The organism is Mycobacterium tilburgii (assembly GCF_902168065.1).
GTDB classification, from domain to species: domain Bacteria; phylum Actinomycetota; class Actinomycetes; order Mycobacteriales; family Mycobacteriaceae; genus Mycobacterium; species Mycobacterium tilburgii.
The window spans coordinates 28,522-55,371 of record NZ_LR655706.1 but is presented as its reverse complement, the minus strand read 5'-3'; the positions used below and the strand labels follow the sequence as shown (position 1 = coordinate 55,371).

Here is a 26,850-nt window from a genome sequence, read left to right as displayed (position 1 = left end):
CAACCGTGTCATATCACCTTCTTATTGTCAATCATACTATCCAGCTCGTCTCTCTATCTATTCCAGACATACTATATTATACTTTTCTTTTTTTTTTTTTTTTTCAAGCAGAAGACGGCATACGAGATTTCTGCCTGTCTCGTGGGCTCGGAGATGTGTATAAGAGAACCGGCTGCCCCGGTGGCGCGCGCGTCCCGATAAACTCCCCCAATGCATCCCCCCGAGTCCGGAACCGTGCCGGCGCCCCTGAGTCTAGCCACACAGATCACGCGTTTCGTGGTGACCGGTGGGCTGGCGGGCATCATCGATTTCGGTCTCTACATGGTGCTTTGGAGGGGACTGGGCGTCCAGGTCGACATGGCCAAGGCGACCAGTTTCGTCGTCGGTACCGTGACCGCCTACCTGATCAACCGCCGGTGGACCTTCCAAGCCGAGCTTAGCACGGCCCGGTTCGTCGCGGTCATGGTGCTTTACGGCATCACCTTCGCCGTCCAGGTTGGGCTCAATCATCTGTGCCTGGTGCTCATGCACTACCGCGGCTGGGCGCCCATCGTCGCGTTCGTGATCGCGCAGAGCACCGCTACAGTGATCAACTTTGTCGTGCAGCGGCTCGTCATCTTCCGTATCCGCTGACCCTCCCTCCTCAGCGGGACCCAAGCGTCCCGCATCGTCGCATCGGCAGGCGGTAGCCTCTTTGACGATGTTGAGCCCCGAGTTTCCGACCAGGCCCACCCAGCTGATGGGCTTTGGCCGCACCGCACCGTCGGTGGCCCAGGTGCTGTCGACCCGCGATCCCGAGGTTATCGCCAAGGCCGTCGCCCGGGTCGCCCACGCCGGCGGCCGGGGCGTGATCGCGCGCGGGCTGGGCCGCTCCTACGGGGACAACGCGCAAAACGGCGGCGGCCTGGTGATCGACATGACGGTGCTCAACCGCATCCATTCGATCAGCGCCGACACCCGGCTAGTCGATGTCGACGCCGGCGTCAGCCTGGACCAGTTGATGAAGGCGGCGCTCCCGTTCGGGCTGTGGGTCCCGGTGCTGCCGGGCACCCGCCAGGTCACCGTCGGCGGCGCCATCGCCTGCGACATCCACGGCAAGAACCATCACAGTGCGGGCAGCTTCGGCAACCACGTGCGGTCGATGGATCTGCTACTGGCCGACGGCACCGTCCGCACCATCACCCCCGACGGCCCGACCGCGGAAGACGCCGAATTGTTCTGGGCGACCGTCGGGGGCAACGGGCTGACCGGAATCGTGCTGCGCGCCACCATCGCGATGACGCCGACCGAAACCGCCTACTTCATCGCCGACGGCGTGGCCACCCGAGACCTCGATGAAACCGTCGCCGTACACCTTGACGGCAGCGACGCCAACTACACGTACTCCAGCGCATGGTTCGACCTGATCAGTCCGCCACCGAAACTGGGCCGGGCCGCGGTCAGCCGGGCCAGCCTGGCCACCCTGGATCAGCTGCCGAAGAAACTGGCCAGGAATCCGCTGAAATTCGATGCGCCACAGTTGTTGACGGTGCCGGACGTCTTCCCGGTCAGCGCTATGAACAAGCTATCGTTCATGGCTATCGGTGAAGTGTATTACCGGTTGGGCGGCACCTATACCGGCAAGATCATGAATCTGTCGCAGTTCTACCACATGCTCGACCTGTTTAGTGGTTGGAACAATGCTTATGGCCCAAGGGGTTTCGCTCAATACCAATTCTTGGTCCCTCCGGATGCGATGGACGAATTCAAAGCCATCATCCGCTGGATCCAAACCACCGGCCACTATTCGGCATTGAATGTCTTCAAGCTGTTCGGCCCGGGCAACCGCGCACCGCTGAGTTTCCCAATGGCCGGCTGGAACGTCGCGATGGACTTCCCCAACAAGCCCGGGATAAACGAGTTCCTCAACGAACTCGACCGGCGCGCACTGGAATTCGGCGGCAGGGTCTACACCGCCAAAGACTCGCGGGTGAGTGCCGAAACCTTCCACGCCATGTATCCTCGCATCGACGAATGGATCGCCGTGCGCCGCAAGGTCGACCCGATGCGGGTCTTCGCCTCCGACATGGCCCGACGTTTGGAGTTGCTCTAGATGGTGCGCCGATGGTGTTAGACGCTGTGGGGAATCCCCAGACCATCCTGCTGCTGGGCGGCACCTCGGAGATCGGTTTGGCGATCTCCGAGCGTTATCTGCAGAACGCGCGCGCCCGAATTGTGTTGGCCGCCATGCCGAACGACCCTGGACGCGACGCCGCTGTCGCGCAGATGCAGGCCGCCGGCGCGCGCTCGGTCGAGCTGATCGACTTCGAAGCCACCGCTCCGGACAGCCACCCCAAGATGATCGAGGCGGCCTTTGCCAACGGCGACGTCGACGTGGCCATCGTGGCGTTCGGCGTCCTCGGCGACGCCGAGGAGCTCTGGCAGAACCAGCACAAGGCCGTCCTGGCCGCCGAGATCAATTACACCGCAGCCGTTTCGGTGGGTGTTCTGCTAGGCGAGAAGATGCGCGCCCAGGGCTTCGGCCAGATCATCGCGATGAGTTCGACGGCCGGCGAACGGGTGCGGCGATCCAACTTCGTCTACGGCTCCACCAAGGCCGGGCTGGACGGTTTCTATCTGGGGCTGGGCGACGCGCTGCGTGAGTACGGGGTGCGGGTCCTGGTGATCCGTCCGGGCCAGGTGCGGACCCGGATGAGTGCGCACCTCAAAGAAGCGCCACTGACCGTGGACAAGGAATACGTCGCTAACCTCGCGGTGACCGCTGCCGCAAAAGGCAAGGAATTGGTTTGGGCGCCAAGAGGATTCAGATATGTGATGATGGTGTTGCGGCACATTCCGCGGCTCATCTTCCGCAAGCTGCCCATCTGATCATGCGTAACGCGCTGGCCACTCTCGGCCAGATGGGGGTGGCGGTTGCGGTGGCCGTCGTGGTCTCGGTGACCTCGCTGATCGCCATCGACAGGGTGCAGTGGCCGGCGTTCCCGTCGTCGAATCAACTGCACGCGCTCACCACCGTCGGCCAGGTGGGTTGCCTGCTCGGGCTGGTGGCGACCGGTTGGCTGTGGCGGCTCTCGAGCCGGTGGCGGTTGCCGGCCCAACTGGCCGGGCTGGTGTTCGTGTCGGCGTTCAGCGTGGTGACGCTGGGCATGCCGTTGGGGGCGACGAAGCTGTATCTGTTCGGCATCTCGGTCGATCAGCAGTTCCGTACCGAATACCTGACGCGGCTGGCCGACAGTCCCGCCCTGCATGACATGACCTATCTCGGGCTGCCGTCGTTTTACCCGCCGGGGTGGTTCTGGATCGGCGGGCGCGCCGCGGAGCTGACCGCGACACCCGCCTGGGAGATGTTCAAGCCGTGGGCGATCACCTCGATCACGATCGCGGTGGCCGTCGCGCTGGTGCTGTGGTGGCGGATGATCCGCTTCGAGTACGCCCTGATCGTCACTACCGCGACGGCGGCGGTGACGCTGGCCTACAGCTCGCCGGAGCCCTACTCCGCGATGATCACCGTCCTGCTGCCGCCGGTGCTGGTGCTGACCTGGTCGGGTCTGCGCGCCGCCGAACGTCACGAACGAGGCGGCCGGCCACGGGCGCAAGGCTGGGGTGCGGTGCTCGGCGCCGGGTTGTTCCTGGGCTTCACCGCCACCTGGTACACACTGCTGTTCGGCTACACCGCGTTCACGATGACGCTGATGGCGCTGGTGTTAGTGATGTCCCGCTGGCGACGCGCCGGGTGGCGGGCCGCGCTGGACCCGCTGCGGCGGCTGGCCGTCATCGCTGTCATCGCCGCGGCCATCGCCGGCATCACCTGGCTGCCGTTCCTGCTGCGCGCGGCCACCAGACCAATCAGTAACAGCGGCAGCGCTTTTCATTACCTGCCGGCCGACGGCGCTGAGCTGACCTTCCCGATGCTCCAGTTCTCGCTGCTGGGCGTGATCTGCATGATCGGCACCCTGTGGCTGGTCGTGCGCACCCGCACCTCGGTGCGGGCGGGTGCCCTGACCATCGGGATGCTGGCCATCTACCTGTGGTCGCTGCTGTCGATGCTGACCACGCTGGCGCGCACCACGCTGCTGTCGTTCCGGCTGCAGCCGACCCTGTCGGTGCTGCTAGTCGCCGCGGGGGTGTTCGGATTCACCCAGGCCACGTCCGCGTTGCGACACCGCGGCCGCGCCCTGGAAAGGGTCACGGTCCCGGTGGTCGGCGCGATCGGGCTAACCGCCACGATCGCGTTCAGCCAGGACATCCCCGACGTGCTACGGCCGGACCTGACCATCGCTTACACCGACACCGACGGCCATGGACAACGCGGTGACCGGCGGCCGCCTAGCTCGGAGAAGTTCTACGCCGCCGTCAACGCCGCGATCCAGCAGCTCACCGGCAAACCCCGGGACCAGACGGTGGTGCTGACCGCCGACTACAGCTTCCTGTCCTACTACCCGTACTGGGGCTTCCAGGGGCTGACGTCGCACTACGCCAACCCGCTGGCGCAGTTCGACCTGCGGGCCGCGCAGATCAAGAAATGGTCCACCCTCAAGTCCCCCGACGAGTTCCTCCACGCGCTGGACACCTCGCCGTGGCCGCCGCCGACGGTGTTCCTGATGCGCCGCGGCGGGAGCAACAACTACACGCTGCGGCTGGCCGAAGACGTCTATCCCAATCAGCCCAACGTGCGCCGCTACACCGTCGAGCTGCGCGCCGCGCTGTTCGACGATCCGCGGTTTACCGTGCAGAGCATCGGCCCGTTTGTGCTGGCAGTCCGCAAGCCCGCGGCCCAACCGGTGGCCAGCCGCTGATGGCCACCGACACCTCGCCCGACTTGGTCGAAGAACTACCATCTAGGTCCGTGAAGAGCGTGGGCGCACGCTACCGGGTTGCTCGTGTCGTGGCAGTGGTGGCCGGTCTGCTCGGGACGCTGCTGGCGTTTCTCACGCCGCTGTTGCCGGTCAGCCAGACGACCGCCCGGCTCAACTGGCCGCAGAACGGCACCTTCGCCAGCGTCGAAGCGCCGTTGATCGGCTATGTGGCCCCCGAGCTGACCATCTCCGTGCCCTGTCAGGCCGCCGCCGGTCTGACAGGGTCGCAGAGCGCCGGTAAGACGGTGCTGCTCTCGACGGTGCCCAAGCAGGCGCCGAAGGCCGTCGACCGCGGGCTGCTGATCCTGCGCGCCAACGACGAACTGGTGCTGGTGGTGCGCAACGTCCCGGTGGTCACCGCACCGCTCAAGGAGATGCTCAGCCCGGCCTGCCAGCGGCTGACGTTCACCGCGCACGCCGACCGGGTCACCGCCGAATTCGTCGGGCTGACCCAGGGGCCCAACGCCGAACATCCCGGCGCACCGCTGCGCGGCGAGAAAAGCGGCTACGACTTTCGGCCACAGATCGTCGGAGTGTTCACCGATCTGTCCGGGCCAGCGCCCGCGGGACTGAGCTTGTCCGCGACCGTCGACACCCGCTACAGCAGCAGCCCCACCCCGCTGAAGATGGCCGCGATGGTCTTCGGGGTGGTGCTGACGCTCGCCGCCCTGATCGCGCTGCACATCCTCGACACCGGCGGCGACTTCCCGGGCACCCGGCACCGCCGCTTCCTTCCCGCGCGGTGGTGGTCGATCGGCGGCCTCGACGCGCTCGTCATCGGCGTGCTGGTGTGGTGGCACTTCGTCGGCGCGAACACCTCCGACGACGGCTACATCCTGACGATGGCGCGGGTGTCCGAGCATGCCGGCTACATGGCCAACTACTACCGCTGGCTGGGCACCCCCGAGGCGCCCTTCGGCTGGTACTACGACCTGCTCGCGGTGTGGGCGCACGTCAGCACCAGCAGCATCTGGATGCGGCTGCCCACCCTGGCCATGGCCCTGACCTGTTGGTGGGCCATCAGCCGCGAGGTGATGCCGCGGCTGGGCCACGCCGTGAAGACCAGCCGCGCGGCGGCGTGGACGGCCGCCGGGCTGTTCCTAGCCACCTGGCTGCCGCTCGACAACGGCCTGCGCCCCGAACCGATCATCGCGCTCGGCATCTTGCTCACCTGGTGCTCGGTGGAGCGGGCGGTGGCCACCAACCGGCTGCTGCCGGTGGCGGTCGCATGCATCATCGGCGCCCTGACCCTGTTCTCCGGGCCGACGGGTATCGCGTCGATCGGTGCCCTGCTGGTGGCGATCGGACCGCTGCGCACGATCATTCACCGCCGCTCCCGACAATTCGGGGCACTGCCCTTGCTGGCCCCGATCCTGGCCGCGGCCACCGTAACGATCATCCTGATCTTCCGCGATCAGACGTTGGCCGGTGAGCTGCAGGCCACCGCACTCAAGCGGGCGCTCGGGCCCAGCCTGAGCTGGTTCGACGAACACATCCGCTACGAGCGGCTGTTCATGGCCAGCCCCGACGGATCCGTCGCCCGGCGCTTCGCGGTGCTGGCGGTGCTGCTCGCGCTTGGCATCACGGTGGCAATGTCGTTGCGCAAGGGGCGAATTCCCGGTACCGCGATCGGCCCGAGCCGGCGCATCGTCGGCATCACCATCATCTCTTTCCTGGCGATGATGTTCACCCCGACCAAATGGACACACCACTTCGGGGTGCTCGCCGGGCTGGCGGGCTCGCTGGGCGCCTTGGCGGCGGTCGCGGTGACGAGTGTGGCGATGCGCTTACGCCGCAACCGCACCGTGTTCGCCGCGGCGGTGCTGTTCCTGGTCGCGTTGTCGTTCGCCAGTGTCAACGGTTGGTGGTATGTCTCCAACTTCGGTGTGCCCTGGTCGAATGAATTCCCGGCGTGGCACTACGCGTTTGCCACTGTTCTGCTCGGGCTGACGGTGTTGGTGCTGCTGCTGGCGGCCTGGTTCCACTTCGCCGCCAACGGGCGCGCCGGCGGACCTCACAACACCCGCATCGGGCCGCGCATGACCGGAATCATCCAGTCCCCGTTGGCAATTGCGGCGTGGCTGCTGGTTACCTTCGAGGTGGCGTCGTTGACGCTGGCGATGATCGGCCAATACCCGGCGTGGTCGGTGGGCCGGTCCAACCTGGAGACCTTGGACGGGAAATCGTGCGGCCTGGCCGAGGACGTCATGGTCGAACAGGAGCCCAACGCCGGAATGCTGACGCCGGTCTCCGGCTCGGTGCGCGATGCGTTGGGGGCGAGCCTGTCAGAAGCCTTCACCGCCAACGGTATTCCCGCCGACGTCTCGGCCGACCCGGTGATGGAACGGCCGGGCGACCGCAGCTTCGTCAACGAAGACGGCAAGACCACCACCAGCGAGGCCGGCACCGAGGGCGGCACCAGCGCCGCACCCGGGATCAACGGCTCGCGCGCCCAGTTGCCCTACAACCTGGACCCGGCGCGCACGCCCGTGCTGGGCAGCTGGCGATCCGGCATCCAGGTACCCGCCCTGCTGCGGTCGGGGTGGTACCGACTGCCCCCGCGGGACAAGGCGGGACCGCTGCTGGTCGTCTCGGCGGCTGGCCGGTTCGATCCGCGCGAGGTGCAGGTGCAGTGGGCCACCGACGCGGACGCGGCGGCCGGGCACCCGGGCGGGTCGTTCCAGTTCTTCGACGTCGGCGCGTCACCGGCGTGGCGCAACCTGCGGATGCCGTTGTCCTGGATCCCCGAGAGCGCGACCCAGGTCCGGTTGGTCGCCAACGACGAGGACCTAGCGCCCCAGCACTGGATCGCGGTCACCCCGCCGCGAATCCCCCACCTGCGCACGCTACAGCAGGTGGTCGGCTCCCACGACCCGGTCTTCCTGGATTGGCTGGTGGGCCTGGCGTTCCCCTGCCAGCGCTCGTTCGGCCACCAGAACGGCGTCGACGAGACACCCGAATGGCGGATCCTGCCCGACCGGTTCGGCGCCGAGGCCAACTCGCCGGTGATGGACAACAACGGCGGTGGCCCGCTGGGGGTCACCGAGTTGCTGGTGAAGGCGACCACGATGGCCACCTATCTCAAGGACGACTGGGCCCGGGACTGGGGCTCGCTGCAACGGCTCACGCCGTACTACCCCAACGCCGAGCCAGCGGATCTGCAGCTAGGCAGGGCGACGCGCAGCGGGCTTTGGGACCCGGCCCCGCTGCGCCGGGGCTAGCCGTCACAGCCCCGGCAGGCAGTTGATGAACGGTATGCACGGAGGCGACGGCGGTCGCGGCGGTGGAAACCCTTTGATGATGGTCGAATTGGTCGGCGGGCTGTTCTGGTCGAAGTACCACGGGTGGCAGACGCTTCGGTCCCAGAGCATCTCAAGGTGCTCAAGTGCGCGGGGTTGGTGCGTGATCGCGCGGTGGGAACACGGCGCGTCTACCAATTCGACCAGACCGGCCTCGTGGTCCTACGCGCCGAGCTGGACCGGTTCTGGACGCAGACCCTGGCCGGGTACGCCGCCAAGTTCACCGAGATCGAAGGAGACGCCTCGTGACGCAACCGCGAATCCCGAACATCGCACACCGGGTCGTCGTCAACGCCGCGATCGAGCGCGCGTTCACCGTCTTCACCGAAACAGTTCGTCGACTTCAAACCGCGCGAACACAATCTGCTGGCAGTCCCGATCGCCGAAACGGTGTTCGAAACCCATGTGGGCGGCCCCACATTTACGATCGCGGCGGCGACGGCGAGGCAGGCTGGCCGCTCTACCTGTACCGCTACGCCGGGCTCTGCCCTGTTGAGGCGCGACGATGACGGCGCCTTCGATGAAGAACATGGCCCACGCCGAACGGGCCGAGCTGGCTGATTTTCTGGCCACCTTGGTACCCGACGACTGGCTGGCGCCCACCCTCTGCGCCAAATGGACCGTCAAAGACGTTGTCGCACATGTGGTCAGCTATGAAGAGCTCGGCCCGCTGGGACTGCTGAAGCGCTTCGCGAAAGGCTGGGTGGTGCGGGCCAACAGGCGGGGGTCGACGAGTTTGTGCAGCTGAGTCCGGCCCAACTGCTGGCCTTCTTGCACGATCACCTCCAACCCCGAAGACTGACAACACGTTTCGGCGGCATGATCGCCCTCGTCGACGACACTATCCATCGCCAAGACATCCGCCCGCGTGCTGCAGCGACCACGGACGGTGCCGACAGATCGGCTCGAGCGGGTGCTTGCCGTGGTGCCCGTCAACCCGCGCCTGGGCACCGGACGGCGGCTCCGCGGGCTGCGGCTGCGGAGCCGCCGATGTCGACTGGACGCACGGCGATGGACCCGAGGTGAGCGGACCCGGCGAAGCGCTGCTGATGGCGATGGTCGGGCGTCGCGCCGCGCTGGCAGATCTGGCCGGACCCGGTCACGCGACCTTGGCCACACGGCTTCCCGGCCGCTGAACCCTCCCTAAAAGCCTCGTGCGCGGCCCAGCATCCTCATCCGACTAAGGGGCCGTCCCCTACCATCGAACCCCGTGCCCCACGACGGTAATGAGCGATCGCAGCGAATCGTCCGCCTGGTCGCCGTCGTCGCCGGGCTTGCCGGCTTGCTGTTGTGTCTGACCGTGCCGTTGCTTCCGGTCCGGCAGACCACCGCCACCATCGCCTGGCCGCAGGGCAGCGTCGACCGGCACGTCGCCCAGATCACCGGCCCCTTGGTGTCCGGGACGCCGCGCACGCTCGACATCTCCGTTCCGTGCGCGGCCATCGCCACCCTGCCGGCCAGCGGCGGACTGGTGATCTCGACGCTGCCGACCGGCAGCGTGGACCCGGGCAAGAACGGGTTGTTCGTGCGCGCCGACAAGGACATGGTCGTCGTCGCATTCCGGGACACCGTGGCGGCGGTGGCACAACGCGCGGCCGTGGCCGCGGGGGCTTGCAGCGTGCTGCACGTGTGGGCCGACACCGCCGCGGCGGGCGCCGATTTCGTCGGCGTACCGGGCGCCGCCGGGAAACTGTCGGCCGAGAAGAAGCCCCAGGTCGATGGCATCTTCACCGATCTGAAAGTGCAGCCCCAACCGGGGTTGTCGGCGCGCGTCGACATCGACACCCGGTTCATCACGGCCCCGACCGCCCTCAAGAAGCTGGTGATGGCTGCAGGCGCGCTGGCGGTCCTGATCTCCATCGTCGCGCTGGTCATGCTGGACCGGCACGGCCGCGGCGGCGCGCTGGTCGGCCGGCCGTCATGGGCCGTCCGGTGGCGAACCGGTTGGACAACGGTGCTGGCCGACGTGGGTGTGATCGGGACGCTGCTGGTCTGGCACGTCATCGGCGCCACCTCGTCGGACGACGGCTACAACCTGACCATTGCGCGGGTGGCGCCAAAGGCTGGTTATGTGGCCAATTACTACCGCTACTTCGGGACCACCGAGGCGCCGTTCGACTGGTACCTGTCGGTGCTGTCCAAGTTGGTCTCGGTCAGCACCGCGGGCGTGTGGATGCGGCTGCCGGCCACGCTGGCCGGGATCGCCTGCTGGTTGATCATCAGCCACTGGGGGCTGCGCCGGCTCGGTCCCGGGCAGAGCGGCCTGGGCTCCAACACGGTCGCGGTGCTGACCGGCGGCATGGTGTTCGTCGCCGCGTGGCTGCCGTTCAACAACGGCCTGCGTCCCGAGCCGCTGATCGCCCTGGGCGTGATCGTCACCTGGATGCTGGTCGAGCGGGCGATCGCCCTGCAACGGCTGGCGCCCGCGGCGGTGGCCATCGTGGTCGCGATGCTGACCACCACCCTCGCACCCCAGGGGCTGATCGCCGTCGCCGCGCTGCTGACCGGGGCGCGGGCCATCGCCAGGATCATCTGCCGCCGCCGCGGCACCGACGGGCTGCTGCCGCCGCTGGCCGTGCTGGCGGCGTCGGCGTCGCTGATTCTGGCGGTGGTGTTCCGCAGCCAGACGCTGGCCACGGTCGCCGAGTCGGCCCGCATCAAATACAAGGTCGGTCCCACGATCGCGTGGTACCAGGACTGGCTGCGCTACTACTTCCTCACCGTGGAGTCCAACCCGGACGGGTCGATGGCGCGCCGCTTCGCCGTCCTGATGATGTTCCTCTGCCTGTTCGGCATGCTGATGGTGCTGCTGCGGCGGGGCCGGGTGCCGGGACTAGCCAGCGGCCCGGCGTGGCGGCTGATCGGTACCACCGCGATCGGGCTGCTGGTGCTGACGTTCACGCCGACGAAATGGGCGGTGCAATTCGGCGCGTTCGCCGGGCTGGCCGGGGCGCTCGGCGCGGTCACCGCGTTCGCGTTCGCCCGCATCGGTCTGCACAGCCGGCGCAACCTGACGCTCTACGTGACGGCGCTGTTGTTCGTGCTGGCGGTGGCCACCTCCGGCGTCAATGGCTGGTTCTACGTCGGCAACTACGGCGTGCCGTGGTACGACATCCAGCCCGTCATCGCCAGCCTCCCGGTGACGTCCATGTTCCTGGCGTTGTCGATCGCGACCGGCCTGCTGGCCGCGTGGCAGCACTTCCGCATGGACTACGCCGGGCACACCGAGGTCAAGGACAGCCGGCGCAACCGCGTACTGGCGTCCACCCCGTTGCTGGTGGTGGCGACGATCATGGTCCTCGGCGAGGTGGGGTCACTGGCTAAGGGCGCGGTCTTCCGCTACCCGCTATACACCACCGGCAAGGCGAATCTCGCGGCCCTGGTGTCCGGCCTGTCGACCACCAGTTGCGCGATGGCCGATGACGTGTTGACCGAGCCCGACCCCAATCTTGGTCTGCTGCAACCGGTTCCGGGCCAAACATTCGGGCCCGACGGCCCGCTCGGCGGCGTCAATCCTGTCGGCTTCAAACCCGACGGAGTGGGCGACGACCTGAGGTCCTACCCGGTGGTGACCAAACCGGGCGTGGTGAATTCGGACGCCTCACCGAACAAGCCCAACGCCACCATGACCGACTCCGCGGGTACGGCCGGCGGCAAAGGCCCTGTCGGGGTGAACAATTCGAACGTGGCACTGCCGTTCGGCCTGGACCCGGCCCGCACCCCGGTGATGGGCAGTTACGGCGAGAACTCCGTTGCGGCCACCGCTACCTCGGCGTGGTATCAGCTGCCGCCTCGCACCGCCGAGCGGCCGCTCGTGGTGGTGTCGGCGGCCGGGGCCATCTGGTCCTACAAGGAGGACGGCACCTTCACCTACGGACAGTCGTTGAAACTGCAGTGGGGTGTCACCCGTCCCGACGGCACCACGCAACCGCTCAACGCGGTGCAGCCCATCGACATCGGCCCGGAGCCGGCGTGGCGCAACCTCCGCTTCCCGCTGACCTGGGCGCCGCCCGAGGCCAACGTGGCCCGCATCGTCGCCTACGACCCGAACCTCAGCTCGGATCAGTGGTTCGCGTTCACCCCGCCGCGGGTTCCCGTGCTGCGGACCCTGCAGCAGCTGATGGGATCGCAGACACCAGTGCTGATGGACATCGCGACCGCGGCGAACTTCCCGTGCCAGCGTCCGTTCTCCGAACACCTTGGCGTTGCTGAACTTCCGGCCTACCGCATCCTGCCGGACCACAAGCAGACGGCGTCCTCGTCGAACGGATGGGAGGCCGGCGAGGCCGGCGGACCCTTCTTGTTCACCCAGACGCTGTTGCGCACCTCGACGATCTCGACGTATCTGCGCGGCGACTGGTATCGCGACTGGGGTTCGGTCGAGCAGTATCACCAGTTGGTGCCGAGTGATCAGACGCCGAACGCCGTCGTTGAACAGGGTGTAATGACCTTGAACGGCTGGAGCCGGCAGGGACCGATTCGAGCACTGCCATGACCGTTGTCCACCATGACGAGCCGACCACTGCCGCCCCTGGTGCCCGCGACACCGTCCGGGTGACCCGGTGGGTCGCCACGATCGCCGGGCTGATGGGCTTCCTGCTGTCCGTCGCGACGCCGCTGTTGCCGGTCGTGCAGACGACGGCGCAGCTCAACTGGCCGCAGAACGGCCAACTCAATAGCGTGACGGCGCCGCTGATTTCGCTGTCCCCGGTGGACGTGACGGTCACCGTGCACTGCTCGGTAGTGCGCGACCTGCCGCCTGAGGGCGGCGTCGCGCTGAGCACCGCGCCCAAGAAGGGCAAAGACGCCGCGCTCAACGCGCTGTTCGTCGTCGTCAACAGCAAGCGGGTCGACGTCACCGACCGCAACGTGGTGATCGCGAGTGTCCCGCGCGAGCAGGCCGCATCCCCGCAATGTCAGCGCATCGAAATAACATCCACGCATGCAGGCACTTTCGCCACGTTCGTCGGGCTGACCAATCCGGCGGGCAAGCCGCAATCCGGCGGTTTTGCCGATCCCAACCTGCGCCCCCAGATCGTCGGGGTGTTCACCGATCTCAGCGGGCCCGCCCCGCCCGGTCTAAAGTTTTCGGCGACCATCGACACCCGTTTCTCCACCACCCCAACGACATTGAAGCTGTTGGCGATAGTGGGCGCCATCCTGGCCACCAGCGTCTCGCTGATCGCACTGTGGCGGCTGGACCAGTTGGACGGCCGGCGCATGCATCGGCTGATTCCGACCCGGTGGAAGAAGTTCATCCTCACCGACGCCACAGTCATCTTCGGGTTCGTGCTGTGGCATGTGATCGGGGCGAACTCGTCCGACGACGGCTACATCCTCGGCATGGCCAGGGTCGCCGACCACGCGGGCTACATGTCCAACTACTTCCGCTGGTTCGGCAGCCCGGAGGATCCCTTCGGCTGGTACTACAACCTGCTGGCCCTGATGACCCACGTCAGCGACGACAGCCTGTGGATGCGGTCGCCCGACCTGGTCGCCGGGCTGGTGTGCTGGCTGCTGCTGTCGCGTGAGGTGCTGCCCCGGCTGGGGCCCGCGGTGACCTCGAGCAAGGCCGCGAACTGGGCGGCGGGCATGGTGCTGCTGACCTCGTGGATGCCGTTCGACAACGGGCTGCGTCCCGAACCCATCATCGCGCTCGGCTCGCTGATCACCTACGTGCTGATCGAGCGTTCGATGTGCGCCTCCCGGCTGACACCGGCGGCGCTAGCGGTGATCACCGCGGCGTTCACGCTGGGTGTACAGCCGACCGGGCTGATCGCCGTGGCCGCACTGGTCGCCGGTGGCCGGCCGATCCTGCGCATCATGGTCAAACGGCATTGCCTGGTGGGGACATGGCCGTTGGTGGCGCCGATGCTGGCCGCCGGGTTCGTCATCCTCACCGTGGTGTTCGCCGACCAGACGCTGTCAACGGTGTTGGAGGCCACCAGGATTCGCACCGCGATCGGACCCAGTCAGGCGTGGTACACCGAGAACCTGCGCTACTACTACCTGATCCTGCCCACCGTCGACGGATCGTTGTCGCGCCGGTTCGGATTCCTGCTGACCGCGCTGTGCCTGTTCACGGCGCTATTCATCATGTTGCGCCGCAAGCGAGTTTCGGGGGTGGCCCGCGGCCCGGCGTGGCGGCTGATGGGTGTCATCTTCGGCACCATGTTCTTCCTGATGTTCACCCCCACCAAGTGGGTGCACCACTTCGGGCTGTTCGCCGCGGTGGGCGCGGCGATGGCGGCGCTGACCACGGTGCTGGTGTCGCCCCAGGTGTTGCGCTGGTCGCGCAATCGGATGGCGTTCCTCGCGGGGGTGCTGTTCGTGCTGGCGCTGTGCTTCGCCACCACCAACGGCTGGTGGTACGTCTCCAGCTATGGCGTGCCGTTCAACAACAGCATGCCGAGGATCGCCGGGATATCGATCAGCACAATATTTTTCGCGTTGTTTGCGATTGTCGCGGTGTACGCGGCCTTGTTGCATTTCGCGGACACCGGCCACGGCGAGGGCCGGCTAGCGCGGGCACTGACCGCAGCGCCCGTCCCAGTGGGGGCCGGGTTCATGGCGCTGGTCTTCGTGGCGTCGATGACGGCCGGCATCGTCCGCCAGTACCCCACCTATTCCAATGCCTGGGACAACCTGCGCGAGTTCAGCGGCGGCTGCGGCCTGGCCGACGACGTGCTCGTCGAACCGGACAGCAACGCCGGGTTCATGGCGCCGGTGAAAACCGGGGAGCCCGAAAACTACGGCCCCCTGGGGCCGTTGGGTGGGATCAACCCTACCGGGTTCACCCCCAACGGCGTGCCGGACCGCACCCTGGCCGAGTCGGTCAAGGAGACCGCGGTGCCGCAGCCCGGAACCGACTACGACTGGTATGGGCCGCTGAAGCTGCCGAAGCCGGGCATTAACGGGTCGACGGTGCCGCTGCCGTACGGACTCGATCCGGACCGGGTGCCGCTCGCCGGCAGCTACACCACCGGCGCCCAACAGCAGAGCAGGCTCACCTCGGCATGGTACCAGCTGCCGAAGCTCGACGACGGGCACCCGCTAGTGGTGATGACCGCCGCGGGCACGATCGCCGGCAACAGCATCCTGCACCACCACACCAACGGGCAGACGGTGGAACTGGAATACGGCCGGCCCGGCCCGGACGGTACAGTGCAGCCGGCCGGCCGGCTGGTGCCCTATGACCTGTACGGCGAGCAGCCGAAGGTGTGGCGAAACCTGCGCTTCACCCGCTCCCAGATGCCGGCCGACGCGATCGCGGTGCGGGTGGTCGCCGAGGATCTGTCCCTGACGCCGGACGACTGGATTGCGGTGACGCCGCCGCGGGTCCCGGAGTTGCGTTCGTTGCAGGAATACGTGGGCTCGTCACAGCCCGTGTTGATGGACTGGGCGGTCGGATTGGCATTCCCGTGCCAACACCCGATGCTGCATTCCAACGGGGTCACCGAAATCCCGAAGTTCCGCATCACCCCGGACTACAACGCGAAGAAACAGGACACCGACACCTGGCAAGACGGCGTCAACGGCGGTTTGCTGGGAATCACCGACTTGTTATTGCGGGCGCACGTGATGTCGACATATCTGTTTGAGGACTGGGGCAGGGACTGGGGCTCACTGCGCAAGTTCGAGACGATAGCGGACTCCCAACCTGCACAGATCTACCTCGGCAAGGCAACCCGCACCGGATGGTGGTCACCCGGCGAAATCCGGATCAAGCCCTAAATGGCCGCGAGATAAACGGGTAATAGACCTTCGCTGCGGATAATTAGTCACCGGTAAAATAATGGCCGGTTAATTGACGGTTTAGTAAGTCTTTGCATTCAGTTTAATTCGCCCAATGAATGGTCATATCTACCCTGGCGCGATTCAGGTCACGCGGCGGGGAGGACGGGCCACCGGATGGACATGTGGAACGCCTGGGCATACTCGGGGCGATTTTCACCGCGGCAGTGTCGCCGGTGGCGACCGTGGGGATCGCCACCGCCAACGGCACGATCGTCGTGTTGGATGCCAAGTTGCGTAGCTGCGACTTCAGCCTGATCAGCACCGTGCCCATGGTGCCGCAGAACGCCCCTAGGCACCGGTTCGGTCACCGTCCGCAAGGTTGGCAGGCGGGCGGTCGCGGAGGTGCAGCTGTCCGATTCCCCGCAGTCGCTAACGCATTTCGACGTCGGGCTGGTTCGAGACGCCCAGGCCGGCCTCGGTCGGCTGCGGTACCGGCGCAGCGGGCACCGCCTTCACCGGCCTGGAGACCGACGCCGCGGCAACGGGACGGTGACCGTGTCGGAGACCCTGCGGCCCGGCACGACCGGCGTCCTGGGTGATCATCGAGCACCCCAACCCGAACTCCCAGAATCCGGCCGAGTACTACAATCGAGATTCGTCGTCCCGATGTAGGTCGCGCCGATACCGGCCGGGCGCTGCTCCGAATGTTGTTGCTCGGCAGCGGTGAAGACGATGGCGTCCGAGCCCGGGAACACGGTTGCCTCGTGCCCGTCGGTCAGCCAGCGCACCACGTATGGCGGGCGCCGTCGGGGCGCGGACCTCGGTGATCAGCCCGCGCTTATCGGGTAGGCTCGGTCGTTGTGTCTTTGATGACGAGCCAGTCACCCACGTTGGCCTTCATTGTCGACTCCCTTGATTGATGGCCACTGGATCGATGATGCGCCGAGTCGCACCGCCGCGTCGAGGGCCTTCGGCCCTACAGCTGTAGCTCACCCGAATGGTGCGATGAGATCGGCACCATCATCAGCTGGAGGTACGACCATGGAAACCTCTCCGCAATCGCCAAGCCACGACACGCATGCTCGCCCACGTGCTGGGTCCGTTCCTGGTCATCATCGACGTCACGGCGCTGGCCCGAGCTTCCGACATGAGGACCGTCCTTGCCGACTTCGAGTCGAGCCCGCTGTGGTCGTGGGTGGCCGGCGCCTTCATCCTGGCCTTCGGCCTCATCATTGTCGCGGCGCATCAACGCTGAAATGGCGCCCGACGATCTAGCGCTCTGCGTCGTCTTCGCGCTGGCGGGTGTGTACCTGAGCTATGTGGGGTGGGCCCCACCTCCGACCAACCAAAGCCCAGCTCGAGCAGTGCCTGCCCCGACCTGCCTCGCGCGGCCTGATCGAGCGAGACCCTCGTAGCGGCTGTAATACCGTCGCATTATGAGCGACGACGCTGGCTCCGACACTGGTTGTGACACCGGTTATGACACTGAGGCCGTGGACCGGCTGCCCTTCGCCACGCCGAAGAAGTCGCGGCGCTACCAAACGGACCACTACCGCGGGGCCGTCGGTCTGAAACTGGTATTGCTCCGACCCGACGCTGCAGTTCACCATGGCGTACTACTTGCGCCCCGACGAATTGCGCCCGACGAATTGTCTGTCGTGGAACCACGTTTGGAGAGCATCGGCGACCTGATGGGCGGGCCGGTGGCACGCTGGGCCGAAGAGAACGACCCTAACCCGCCCCGGCTGGAGCGCTACGACCGGTGGGGCCACGACGTCAGCCGAGTCGTCATGCCGGAGTCGTTCACCCGGGCTAAACTCGCGGTCCTGGACGCCCAGCAGGCGCTGCGCAGCGACGCGCGGGCGGCCAAGGTGAGCTCCGGGCTGGCGTTGTTCGCGTCGAACTATCTGCTCAACCAGGCCGACATCGGGATGGGCTGCGCGCTGGGCACCGGCGGCGGCATGGTCCAGTCATTGGTGTCCGCGTACGCGCCGGCCGATGTGGCCGAATACGTGCTGGGCAAGTTCGCCTCCGGCGAGTGGGCCGGCGAGACCGCGCAGCTGTTGACCGAGCGCACCGGTGGCTCCGATCTGGGCGCACTAGAGACCACGGCCCGGCGCAGCGGCGACGTCTGGCTGTTGAACGGCTTCAAATGGTTTGCCTCGAACTGCGCAGGCCAGGCCTTCGTCGTGCTGGCTAAACTCGAAGGAGCCAAGATAATTCGCGGGGCATTGCCAACTTCCTGGTGTTGCGCGCCCGCCGCGACGGGTCCCGCAACGGTGTACGGGTGCGGCGGTTGAAGGACAAACTCTGCACCCGGTCAGTCGCCTCCGGCGAGTTCGTCGACGCCGAGGCGTTTCTGCTGTCAGAGAAGCCGAGCGGCCCGCAAAGGCAAGCCGGCCCTTCCAACGGCAAGGGGTTGGGCCGAATGATGGAGCTGACCAACGCCGCACGCCTGGGAATCGCGTTGTTCGGCCTGGCCAACGCGCGCCGGGCCCTGGTCGAGTCGCTGTGCTACGCCCGGCAACGCGAAGCGTTCGGCAGTACGCTGATCGACAAGCCGCTGATGCGGCGCAAGCTGGTCGAGCTGATCGTCGACGTCGAAGCCGCCCAGGCCATGGTGTTCGACGGCACCGGCGCAGCCAATCATCGCCAGCCCAAGGCCATGCGGCAGCGCATCGCGGTGCCGGTCACCAAACTCGCGGGGGCACTGCTCATCGAGCAGGCCGCCTGGGAACGGGAGACCCGCGGCAGCGAGCGCAAAGCACTGGTGGCGGCCCTGTACGCGCGACGCTACCTCGCCGATCACGGGCCGCTGCGCGGCATCGACGCCGACACCGACGAGGCGCTGGAACGCTTCGGGGAGGATGGAGCGCTGCGACTACAACAGCGATAGTCAAGCAAACCCGCGCCCTCGGCGAGACGCCGCCATCCTCGTCTTACAGTGATGGACATGGCTGAGGAGCTCACGCCGAATTTAGAAGATGTTCAGGCGCACTACGACCTCTCGGACGACTTCTTCCGCCTGTTCCTCGCCCGCACCCAGATGTATACATGCAGATGTATACGTGCGCGTACTGGCTTGTCGGCGAGGACATGACGCTGGAAGAGGCCCGGATCGCCAAGATCGACCCCTCGCTCGGCAAGCTCGACTTACAAGCCGGGCATGACGCTGCTCGACCTCGGCTGCGCCAGGGGTGCCGCGATGAAGCGCGCCATCGAGCGCTACGACGTCAACGTCATCGGTTTGACGCTGTCCAAGAACCAAGCTGCGCATGCCCAAAAGATGTTCGACGAACTGGACAGCCCGCGCCCCAAGCGGGCTGCTCGAGGGCTGGGAGCGGTTTCACGAACCGGTGGACCGCATCGTCGCGATCGGACCGCTCGAGCATGTCGGCTACGACTGCTAAACCGCTTTCTTCGAGCGGGCCCATGAATTGTTGCCCGCTGGTGGCACGTTCCTGCTGCACACGATCACCGTCCTTTCGGGACGGGAGATCATCGCCTCGGGCTTGCCGCTGACACCGGCGATCGTCAAGTTCAGCGATTTCATGAAGACCGAGATCTTCCCGGGCGGCTACCTGGCGACGATCGACATGGTCAAGGAGTTCTCCCAGAAGGCCGGCTTCAAGATGAAACGCCGTCAATCGCTGCAGCGGCATTAGGCAAAGACGTTGGACGTGTGGGCCGAGGGCCTCGCGGCGAACAAGGACGAAGCCATCGCGATTCAGTCCGAAGAGGTGTACGAGCGGTACATGAAGTACCTGACCGGCTGCGCTAATCTGTTCCGCAAGGGCTACACCGACCTCAATCAGTTCACCCTGCGCAAGTAGTCGGCCGTACGGGTCACATCAACACCAAAAATGCTAGGGTGGAACGGGTTTCGACAGCGGAATCGCATAAAATAGCGCGGTTGAAGAAGCCTGAATGCTCGTCAGAGCGGCAGCAGGCTGTGCTTACGCCCGACGCGGAACCAAATCTGCTTGTCGCGCAACAGGTGTAGCGACTTACGGATCAGCAGCCTGGTCTGGTGCGGATCGATCACCGCGTCGATGAAACCACGTTCAGCGGCCGTCCACGGAATCGCCATGTTGAGGTTGTAGCCCTCGATGAAGTCCTTCTTGATCTGCTGCGCCTCGGGCGTCGTCGGATCGGGGAACCGCTTCATCAGCAGCTGGGCGGCGCCCTCGGCGCCGATCACCGCGATGCGCGCTGTGGGCCAGGCGAAGTTGAAGTCGGCGGTCAGCTGCCGTGATCCCATCACGGCGTACGCGCCGCCGTAGGACTTGCGTACGGTGATCGTCACCTTGGGCACGTCGGCCTCGACGACCGCGGACAGGAACCGGCCGCCGCGCTTGATGATGCCGTTCTTCTCCTGCTCGGCCCCCGGCAGGAACCCGGGCGTATCCACCACGAAGATCAGCGCGAGCTCGAAGATGTCGCAGAACCGGATGAACCGGGTCGCCTTGTCGGACGCCTCGTTGTCGATCGATCCGGCCAAATGCATGGGCTGGTTGGCGATCACGCCGACCGGGCGGCCGTCGACCCGCGCGAACGCGGTGATGATCGCCGGCCCCTGCTGCGAGGCGACCTCGAGAAGGTCGCCGTCGTCGAAGATCCGCAGCAGAATCTCGTGCATGTCGTACACGGCGTTGTCGTTGTCCGGGATGATCGTGTCGAGTTCCAAGTCCGTCGGCGTGATCTCCGGCTCCAGACCGGGATTGACGATCGGCGGGCTGTCGAACACGTTGGACGGCAGGAAGGACAGGAAGTCCCGGACGTACTGGAACGCCTCGGCCTCGGTGTCGACGACGTGATGAATGTTGCCGTACCGGGCCTGGATGTCGGCGCCACCCAGCTCGTCAAGCGTGATCTCTTCGCCGGTGACCTCCCGGATCACGTCCGGCCCGGTGACGAAGAAGTAACCCTGGTCGCGCACCGCGACCAGCAGGTCGTCCTGGATCGGCGAATAGACCGCTCCGCCAGCGCATTTCCCGAAGATCAGGGAGATCTGCGGCACCACTCCGGACAACGTCTCGTGGCGGCGGCCCAGCTCGGCGTACCAGGCCAGCGACGTGACAGCGTCCTGGATGCGGGCGCCGCCGGAGTCCTGGATGCCGATGATCGGGCAGCCGACCATCGCGCACCATTCCATCAGCCGGGCCACCTTGCGGCCGAACATCTCGCCGACGGTGCCCTGGAACACGGTCTGGTCGTGAGAGAACACCCCGACCGGCCGGCCGGCGATCATGGCGTGGCCGGTGACGCATCCGTCGCCGTAAAGCGCGTCGGGGTCGTTCGGGGTCTTGGCCAGCGCCCCGACCTCCAGGAAGGTGCCCGGGTCGACCAGTGCGTGGATGCGGGCGCGAGCACTCGGGATGCCCTTGGCGTCACGCTTGGCGGCGGCCTTCGCGCCGCCTGGCTCCTTGGCCAGCTCGAGTCGAGCGGTGAGCTCGGCCAGCTTTTCGGCCGTGGTGTGCACGACAGGAGCCGGTCCAGGCGCTACATCCGTCACTACTTGCCTACCTCACTCGTCCAGCGGTGCACGATCTCGTTCAACGCCTGGGTCATGTGCGCGCCGACTTTGGCGATGATCGGCTCGTCGATGGCCTGGATGTGCTCGCCACCAATCGGCACCACCTCGAGGTCGGACACGTACTCACCCCAACCGCCGTCCGGTTGGCGCACGGCGTAGCGCGGCTCGAACATGATCGCGTCGTCATGGTAGCGATCGGCCATGTAGAGGGTGACGTGGCCGTCGTACGGCTGGATCTCGGCGGTGTCGATCGCCCGGTTGTCCAGGTACGACGTGCGCTGGTGCTCGATGATGCCGGCCGGGATCTGCACCCCGCCCTGCTTGACCGCCTCCAGCACGAACCGGATTTGCCCCTCGTCGTCGAGCTCCTCGAGCTGCTCGTAGGGGATCGCCGGGATGGTCACCTGGAAGGTCTTCTCGGCGAACCGGGCGTACCGTTCCCAGCGCTTCCGGATCTCCTCCTTGGTCTGCGGAACCTCCTCGCCGGCACGGACCGCGTCGATCAGACCCACCCACGCGACGTCCTTGCCGAGCCGCTTGAGGCCGATCGCGCACGCGTAGGCCAGCACCCCGCCCAGCGACCAGCCGGCCAGGATGTAGGGCCCGTCGCCCTGCATCTCGATCAGCTTCGGCACGTATTGCGCCGCACGCTCTTCGATGGTCCCCTCGACCCGCTCGAAGCCGTACATCGGCGTGTCCGCTGGCAACCGGTTGAGCAGCGGTTCGTACACCACCGTCGAGCCCCCGGCCGGATGGAACACGAACACTGGCACCTTGGTGGGATCGTCCTCGGGACGCGCCCGCAGCGTGCGAACGAACCCGTCGATCGTGCCGGCCTCCAGGTACTGGCGCACCTTGTCAGCCAGCGCCTGAATGTTCTCCGAGGTGAGCACCTCCTCGGCCGTGATCGGACCCTCCGCGCGCTCCGATAGCCGTTCCGCCATCTTGGCGGCGGTGTCCTCGTCCAGCTTGGGCAACATGTTAAAGATGCCGCCCGGTGACTTACCCGTCACGATCGCCCAGGTGGCGAAGGTGACTCGTTCGGCGGCGTCACGCGGCGGCACATCGGAGTTGAGCGCCTGTGCGACGGTATCTTGGCTGAGCGCCTCCACCGCCCCGGTTAGGTTCGGCTTGGCGCCATTGGCCGAGCCATTGCCCGTGGGGCCGGACGGATCCGTCGGCGGTGGAATCGGCGTGTCCGAGGACAGCGCCGGTGCGGCCGGCTGAGTCTGGTGCTCCGCCTGCGGGTCCGGTGCGGTCACCACCGACGACGGCGTTGCCCCACTAAGCAATTCGGCCTGTGCCTCGGCGATCTCGTCGGCTGTCTGCGTCTTCTGGTACTCGTGCAGCTGCTCCACCTCGTGGCGGTGCTCGATCGCGTACTCGATCAGCTTCTCGACGTTGTAGAGGTTCGCGTCACGCACCGCCGCCAATTGGATTGGCGGGAGGTCGAAGTCGTACTCCACGCGGTTCTTGATCCGCACCGCCATCAGCGAGTCCAGCCCGAGCTCGATCAGCGGCACCTCCCAGGGCAGGTCCTCCGGCTCGTAGCCCATGGCCGCCGACACGATCGCGCCGAGCCGCTCGGCGATGGTCTCGCCGGACTCCGGCGACCACTTGGTGAACCCGCTCGGCATGTAGCGGTTGGTCAGACTGTCCGACAACGTCTCGGCGTCCTCAGCCTCACCAGTCGGCGACGCGGCCGGCGCTTCCGCCAATCCCGTTGCGGCCGTGGGCGCGATCGCTGCGCCCGTACCGACCGCGTCGGGCAGGGCGCCGACGGTTTGACCGGCTCGGGCCACCAGCGCGTCGTACACCAGCGTGAACGACTCGTCGATCCGGGCGTGCACCTGAATCGACGCGCCACCCGGATGCCGGGTCAGCGTCGTGACCAGCCGGGCACCGTCGCCGGGCGCGGCGCGCTGCTCGGCCGTGGTCAACTGCGCGTCCGGAATCACTTGGCCCGCAGCGGCTCTTACCAGCCCCGGTAGGTCGACCTCGCCGCCCCGGGGCGCAAACTCCCAGACGTGCCGACCGTCCGGCAACGCGACGTGGGCGCCCGGCATGACTACCGCGCCGTCACCGGTGAAGCGCACGTCGAGCCAGTGCTCTTTGCGGTGGAAACGGGTCGGCGGGATGTTCGCGTAGTCCTGCGAGCCCTGCGCGCGGGTGAACAACGTCCGGACGTCCAGGTCGTGGCCGTAGACGTAGAGCTGCGCCATCGTCGAGATCATCGACTCGACCTCGTCCTGCTTGCGCGCCAACGTCGGGATCAGTTGGGCGTCATGCAGTCCCGCCGCCGCGGTGGTCAACCCGACCTGCATCAGCGCCACCGGGTTGGGCGCCAGCTCCAGGAAGGTGGTGTGCCCGCTCTCCACGGCGTTACGGATCCCGTGGGTGAAGTACACGCTGTGCCGCAGGCCCTTCTTCCAGTACTCCACATCGTGGATCGGCTCGCTGCCCGGCTTGACGTAGCTGCCCTCGTGCACCGTCGAGTAGATGCCGACCGTGGGGCTCATAGGCTTGATGCCCTGCAACTCGGCGCTGAGCTCGCCGAGCAGCGGATCCATCTGCGAGGTGTGGCTGGCGCCCTTGGTCTGGAACTTGCGGGCGAACTTGCCCTCCGATTCGGCGCGGGCGATGATCGCGTCGACCTGTTCGGGCGGGCCGCCGATGACGGTCTGGGTGGGCGCGGCGTAGACACACACCTCGAGATCCGGGAAGTCGGAGAACACCGTCTTGATCTCGTCGGCGGAGTACTCCACCAACGCCATCAGCCGGATGTACTCACCGAACAGCATCGCCTCGCCCTCGCCCATCAGATGCGACCGCGAGCAGATCGCCCGGGCGGCGTCGCGCAGCGACAGCCCACCGGCGAAGTAGGCCGACGCGGCCTCACCCAGCGACTGGCCCACCACCGCGGCGGGCTTGGCGCCGTGATGTTTGAGCAGTTCACCCAGCGCGATCTGGATCGCGAAGATGGTGACCTGCGTGGTCTCGATGCCGTAGTCCTGGGAGTCGTCGAGGATCAACTCCAGCACCGAGTAGCCCAGCTCGTCCTGGATCAGGGAGTCGACCTTGTCGATCCAGCTGGCGAACACCTCGTTGCGCAGATACAGGTTCTTGCCCATCTCGCGGTGCTGCGCACCGAAACCGGCGAGCACCCACACCGGGCCGTTGGCCACCGGGCCGTCGACACTGAACACTCCCGGCCGCTGCTTACCCTCGGCCACCGCGCGCAAGCCCTTGATGGCTTCCTTGTGATCGTGGGCCAACACCACCGCCCGCGACCGGCCATGGTTGCGTCGCGACAGCGACCGGCCGATCAACTCCAGCGAAGACGCCTGCCCCTCTGGGGATTCCATCCAGTCCGCCAGCTCGGCGGCGGCGGCCTTCTTGCGTGAAGTCAAGAACGCCGACACGACGAGCGGGATCAGCGGCTTGACCGGCTCCGCTTCCTGTTGTGCCGCAAGCTCTTCCAACGTGGCCGCCTTGAGGCTCAGCGCCTCTTCGGTGAGGCCGGGCAGCTCCGGCTCGAAGTCGTCGACCGGGAGATCGTCGGGGATAATGTTACCGAAGTCGTCGAAGCGCAGCGAGTGACTTTCGAGCGTAGGCATTTCGGTTTGCTCGGCGTCCGCCTGCGCCGCGGCCTCGGGCGCCGGTTTCGGCTGGCGCTCGACGACGTCGCTGGGCAGCACCTCGCGCACCACCAGGTGCGCGTTGGCGCCACCGAAGCCGAAGCTGGACACACCGGCCAGCGCGTACCCGCCGTAGCGGGGCCAATCGGTCGCGCTGTCGATGACTTTCAAGTGCATGCCGTCGAAATCGATGTAGGGGCTGGGCCCGGCGAAGTTGATCGACGGCGGCAGCTTGTCGTGCTGCAGCGACAGCACCACCTTGGCCAGGCTGGCCCCGCCGGCGGCCGACTCCAGGTGTCCCACATTGGTTTTCACCGCACCCAGCAACACCGGGCGGTCGGCGCTACGACCCCGGCCGATGACCCTCCCCAGCGCCTCGGCCTCGATCGGGTCGCCGAGCACAGTTCCTGTGCCGTGCGCCTCGACGTAGTCGACATTGCGCGGATCGATGCCGGCGTCCTTGTAGGCCCGGCGCAGCACCTCGGCCTGGGCGTCCTGGTTGGGGGCGATCAGACCGTTGGAGCGGCCGTCGTGGTTGACCGCGCTGCCGGCGATGACGGCCAGGATCTGGTCGCCGTCCCGGCGAGCGTCCGCGACCCGCTTGAGCACGAACATGCCGCCGCCCTCCGAGCGGGTGTAGCCGTCGGCGTCCGACGAGAACGACTTAATCCGGCCGTCGGGTGCCAGCACGGCGCCGATCTCGTCGAAACCGAGCGTCGCCAGCGGGGTGAGCAGCGCGTTGACGCCGCCGGCGAGGGCGACGTCGCATTCGCCGTTGCGCAGCGCCTGCACCGCCTGATGCGTCGCCACCAGCGAGCTCGAGCAGGCAGTGTCCAGCGCCACCGAGGGGCCGCGGAAGTCGTAGAAGTAGGAGACCCGGTTGGCGATGATCGAGTTCGCGGTGCCGGTGATCGCATAGGGGTGCGCGACGGTCGGGTCGGAGACCGCCAGGAACTGGTAGTCGTGGTTGGAGAATCCGACGTACACGCCGACGGCCTCGCCGCGCAGGCTCGACGCCGGAATGCGGGCGTGCTCGAGCGCCTCCCAGGTCAGCTCCAGCGCCATCCGCTGCTGCGGGTCGATATTGTCGGCCTCGGTCTTGGCGATCGCGAAGAACTCAGAGTCGAACCCCTTGATGTCTTTAAGGTAGCCGCCGCGGGTGCACGCCTTCTCCACCATCTGTGCGATGCGCGGCTCTTCAAGGAACTCCGACCAGCGGCCCTCGGGCAGGTCGGTGATGGCATCGCGGCCCTCCATTAACGCCTGCCAGGTTTCCTCGGGGCTGTTCATGTCCCCGGGCAACCGGGTCGCCAACCCGACGATCGCGATGTCGACCCGTTCCGCGGGTCCGGTGCGCGTCCAGTCGACGGTGTCGAAGTCGTCATCGGGGCGTTCCGGTTCACCCTCGATGATGCGGGTCGCCAGCGACTCGATGGTCGGGTGCTGGAACGCCACGGCAATCGACAGGGTAACACCGGTCAGGTCCTCGATGTCGGCGGCCAGCGCCACGGCGTCGCGCGACGACAACCCCAGCTCCACCATCGGCACGGACTCGTCGATCGCGTCGGGCGACTGCCCGACGGCCCGGCCCACCCAGTTGCGCAGCCACTCGCGCATCTCGGCGACAGTGGTGATGCGCGGCTTCTCCCCGTCGCTGTGCGTCACCTCGTCGCCGGCGGGCGGCGCGGTCGTCTCGGCGGGCACCTCGCCGGTCTCCCCGCCGGGGGCCGAGGCCGCGGTTACGGGGTTTTCGGGCAGATCAGATTCTGTGTCAGCCATGATTC

Annotated in this window: 12 protein-coding genes and 6 pseudogenes; 15 read left to right on the top strand and 3 right to left on the bottom strand. The window is 66.8% G+C overall.

The annotated features are described in order from the left end of the window. Positions 1 to 210 precede the first annotated feature (210 nt). The 10 genes and pseudogenes from FQ389_RS09085 (at position 211) to FQ389_RS09040 (ending at position 15,889) form a co-directional block, all read left to right on the top strand. Positions 211 to 633, top strand: coding sequence for a GtrA family protein (locus FQ389_RS09085; protein ID WP_144206947.1), 423 nt, complete (start codon positions 211 to 213; stop codon positions 631 to 633). A 67-nt stretch (positions 634 to 700) separates the two neighbouring features. Further along, positions 701 to 2,092 carry an FAD-binding oxidoreductase gene (locus FQ389_RS09080; RefSeq protein WP_144206951.1) on the top strand — a complete coding sequence of 464 codons (1,392 nt, stop codon included), beginning with the start codon at positions 701 to 703 and terminating at the stop codon, positions 2,090 to 2,092. A gap of 11 nt (positions 2,093 to 2,103) precedes the next feature. After that, entirely contained in the window at positions 2,104 to 2,868 is a 765-nt protein-coding gene (locus FQ389_RS09075; RefSeq protein ID WP_144206945.1) for a decaprenylphospho-beta-D-erythro-pentofuranosid-2-ulose 2-reductase, read from the top strand. A 2-nt stretch (positions 2,869 to 2,870) separates the two neighbouring features. Next, a complete protein-coding gene (locus FQ389_RS09070; RefSeq protein WP_144206943.1) occupies positions 2,871 to 4,796 on the top strand; it encodes a galactan 5-O-arabinofuranosyltransferase in 1,926 nt (641 codons plus the stop codon). After that, entirely contained in the window at positions 4,796 to 8,077 is a 3,282-nt protein-coding gene (locus FQ389_RS09065) for an arabinosyltransferase domain-containing protein (RefSeq protein ID WP_144206941.1), read from the top strand. The genes FQ389_RS09070 and FQ389_RS09065 overlap by 1 nt, the downstream gene beginning before the upstream one ends. 123 nt (positions 8,078 to 8,200) lie before the next feature. Then, on the top strand, positions 8,201 to 8,404 hold the full coding sequence (locus FQ389_RS09060) for a hypothetical protein (RefSeq protein ID WP_260860612.1): 204 nt from the start codon (positions 8,201 to 8,203) through the stop codon (positions 8,402 to 8,404). Beyond that, a pseudogene (locus FQ389_RS19585) lies at positions 8,401 to 8,598 on the top strand (ATPase); the annotation flags it as partial. The gene FQ389_RS09060 and the pseudogene FQ389_RS19585, both read left to right, overlap by 4 nt. A 62-nt stretch (positions 8,599 to 8,660) precedes the next feature. Further along, positions 8,661 to 9,291, top strand: a pseudogene (locus tag FQ389_RS09050) (maleylpyruvate isomerase family mycothiol-dependent enzyme). A 74-nt stretch (positions 9,292 to 9,365) separates the two neighbouring features. Continuing rightward, entirely contained in the window at positions 9,366 to 12,650 is a 3,285-nt protein-coding gene (locus FQ389_RS09045; RefSeq protein ID WP_144206939.1) for an arabinosyltransferase domain-containing protein, read from the top strand. Then, positions 12,647 to 15,889, top strand: a complete 3,243-nt coding sequence (locus FQ389_RS09040; protein ID WP_144206937.1) for an arabinosyltransferase domain-containing protein — start codon at positions 12,647 to 12,649, stop codon at positions 15,887 to 15,889. The genes FQ389_RS09045 and FQ389_RS09040 overlap by 4 nt, the downstream gene beginning before the upstream one ends. A 602-nt stretch (positions 15,890 to 16,491) precedes the next feature. Here the strand turns inward: FQ389_RS09040 and FQ389_RS21210 are convergent. Then, positions 16,492 to 16,793, bottom strand: a pseudogene (locus FQ389_RS21210) (DUF1918 domain-containing protein). A 189-nt stretch (positions 16,794 to 16,982) separates the two neighbouring features. Between FQ389_RS21210 and FQ389_RS19575 the strand changes: the two are divergent. The 5 genes and pseudogenes from FQ389_RS19575 to FQ389_RS22335 all read left to right on the top strand — a co-directional run bounded on the left by FQ389_RS19575 (position 16,983) and on the right by FQ389_RS22335 (position 19,725). Continuing rightward, positions 16,983 to 17,147 (top strand): hypothetical protein, encoded by a 165-nt coding sequence (locus FQ389_RS19575; protein WP_260860610.1) that lies wholly within the window; start codon positions 16,983 to 16,985, stop codon positions 17,145 to 17,147. Positions 17,148 to 17,328: 181 nt separating this feature from the next. Then, positions 17,329 to 18,788: pseudogene (locus FQ389_RS09020) on the top strand (acyl-CoA dehydrogenase family protein). Positions 18,789 to 18,839: 51 nt separating this feature from the next. Continuing rightward, positions 18,840 to 19,151: pseudogene (locus FQ389_RS22345) on the top strand (class I SAM-dependent methyltransferase); the annotation flags it as partial. Between the two features lie 16 nt (positions 19,152 to 19,167). Beyond that, positions 19,168 to 19,302 carry a hypothetical protein gene (locus FQ389_RS22340; protein ID WP_407662826.1) on the top strand — a complete coding sequence of 45 codons (135 nt, stop codon included), beginning with the start codon at positions 19,168 to 19,170 and terminating at the stop codon, positions 19,300 to 19,302. Between the two features lie 27 nt (positions 19,303 to 19,329). Next, positions 19,330 to 19,725: pseudogene (locus FQ389_RS22335) on the top strand (class I SAM-dependent methyltransferase). Positions 19,726 to 19,826: 101 nt separating this feature from the next. Here the strand turns inward: FQ389_RS22335 and FQ389_RS09010 are convergent. Together FQ389_RS09010 and pks13 are read right to left on the bottom strand one after the other, a co-directional pair. After that, positions 19,827 to 21,407, bottom strand: coding sequence for an acyl-CoA carboxylase subunit beta (locus FQ389_RS09010; protein ID WP_144206935.1), 1,581 nt, complete (start codon positions 21,405 to 21,407; stop codon positions 19,827 to 19,829). Next, complete coding sequence (gene pks13 / locus FQ389_RS09005) at positions 21,407 to 26,845, bottom strand: polyketide synthase Pks13 (protein WP_144206933.1); 5,439 nt, start codon at positions 26,843 to 26,845, stop codon at positions 21,407 to 21,409. Before pks13 ends, FQ389_RS09010 begins: the two co-directional genes overlap by 1 nt. Between the last annotated feature and the right edge of the window lie 5 nt (positions 26,846 to 26,850).

What these genes read in the sequence shown, in the direction of transcription:
- FQ389_RS22340 (WP_407662826.1), top strand. Translation starts at nt 19,168, where the DNA reads ATGCCCAAAAGATGTTCGACGAACTGGACAGCCCGCGCCCCAAGCGGG.
- pks13 (WP_144206933.1), bottom strand. Translation starts at nt 26,845, where the DNA reads ATGGCTGACACAGAATCTGATCTGCCCGAAAACCCCGTAACCGCGGCC.
- FQ389_RS09065 (WP_144206941.1), top strand. Translation starts at nt 4,796, where the DNA reads ATGGCCACCGACACCTCGCCCGACTTGGTCGAAGAACTACCATCTAGG.
- FQ389_RS09040 (WP_144206937.1), top strand. Translation starts at nt 12,647, where the DNA reads ATGACCGTTGTCCACCATGACGAGCCGACCACTGCCGCCCCTGGTGCC.
- FQ389_RS09075 (WP_144206945.1), top strand. Translation starts at nt 2,104, where the DNA reads ATGGTGTTAGACGCTGTGGGGAATCCCCAGACCATCCTGCTGCTGGGC.
- FQ389_RS09080 (WP_144206951.1), top strand. Translation starts at nt 701, where the DNA reads ATGTTGAGCCCCGAGTTTCCGACCAGGCCCACCCAGCTGATGGGCTTT.
- FQ389_RS09070 (WP_144206943.1), top strand. Translation starts at nt 2,871, where the DNA reads ATGCGTAACGCGCTGGCCACTCTCGGCCAGATGGGGGTGGCGGTTGCG.
- FQ389_RS09085 (WP_144206947.1), top strand. Translation starts at nt 211, where the DNA reads ATGCATCCCCCCGAGTCCGGAACCGTGCCGGCGCCCCTGAGTCTAGCC.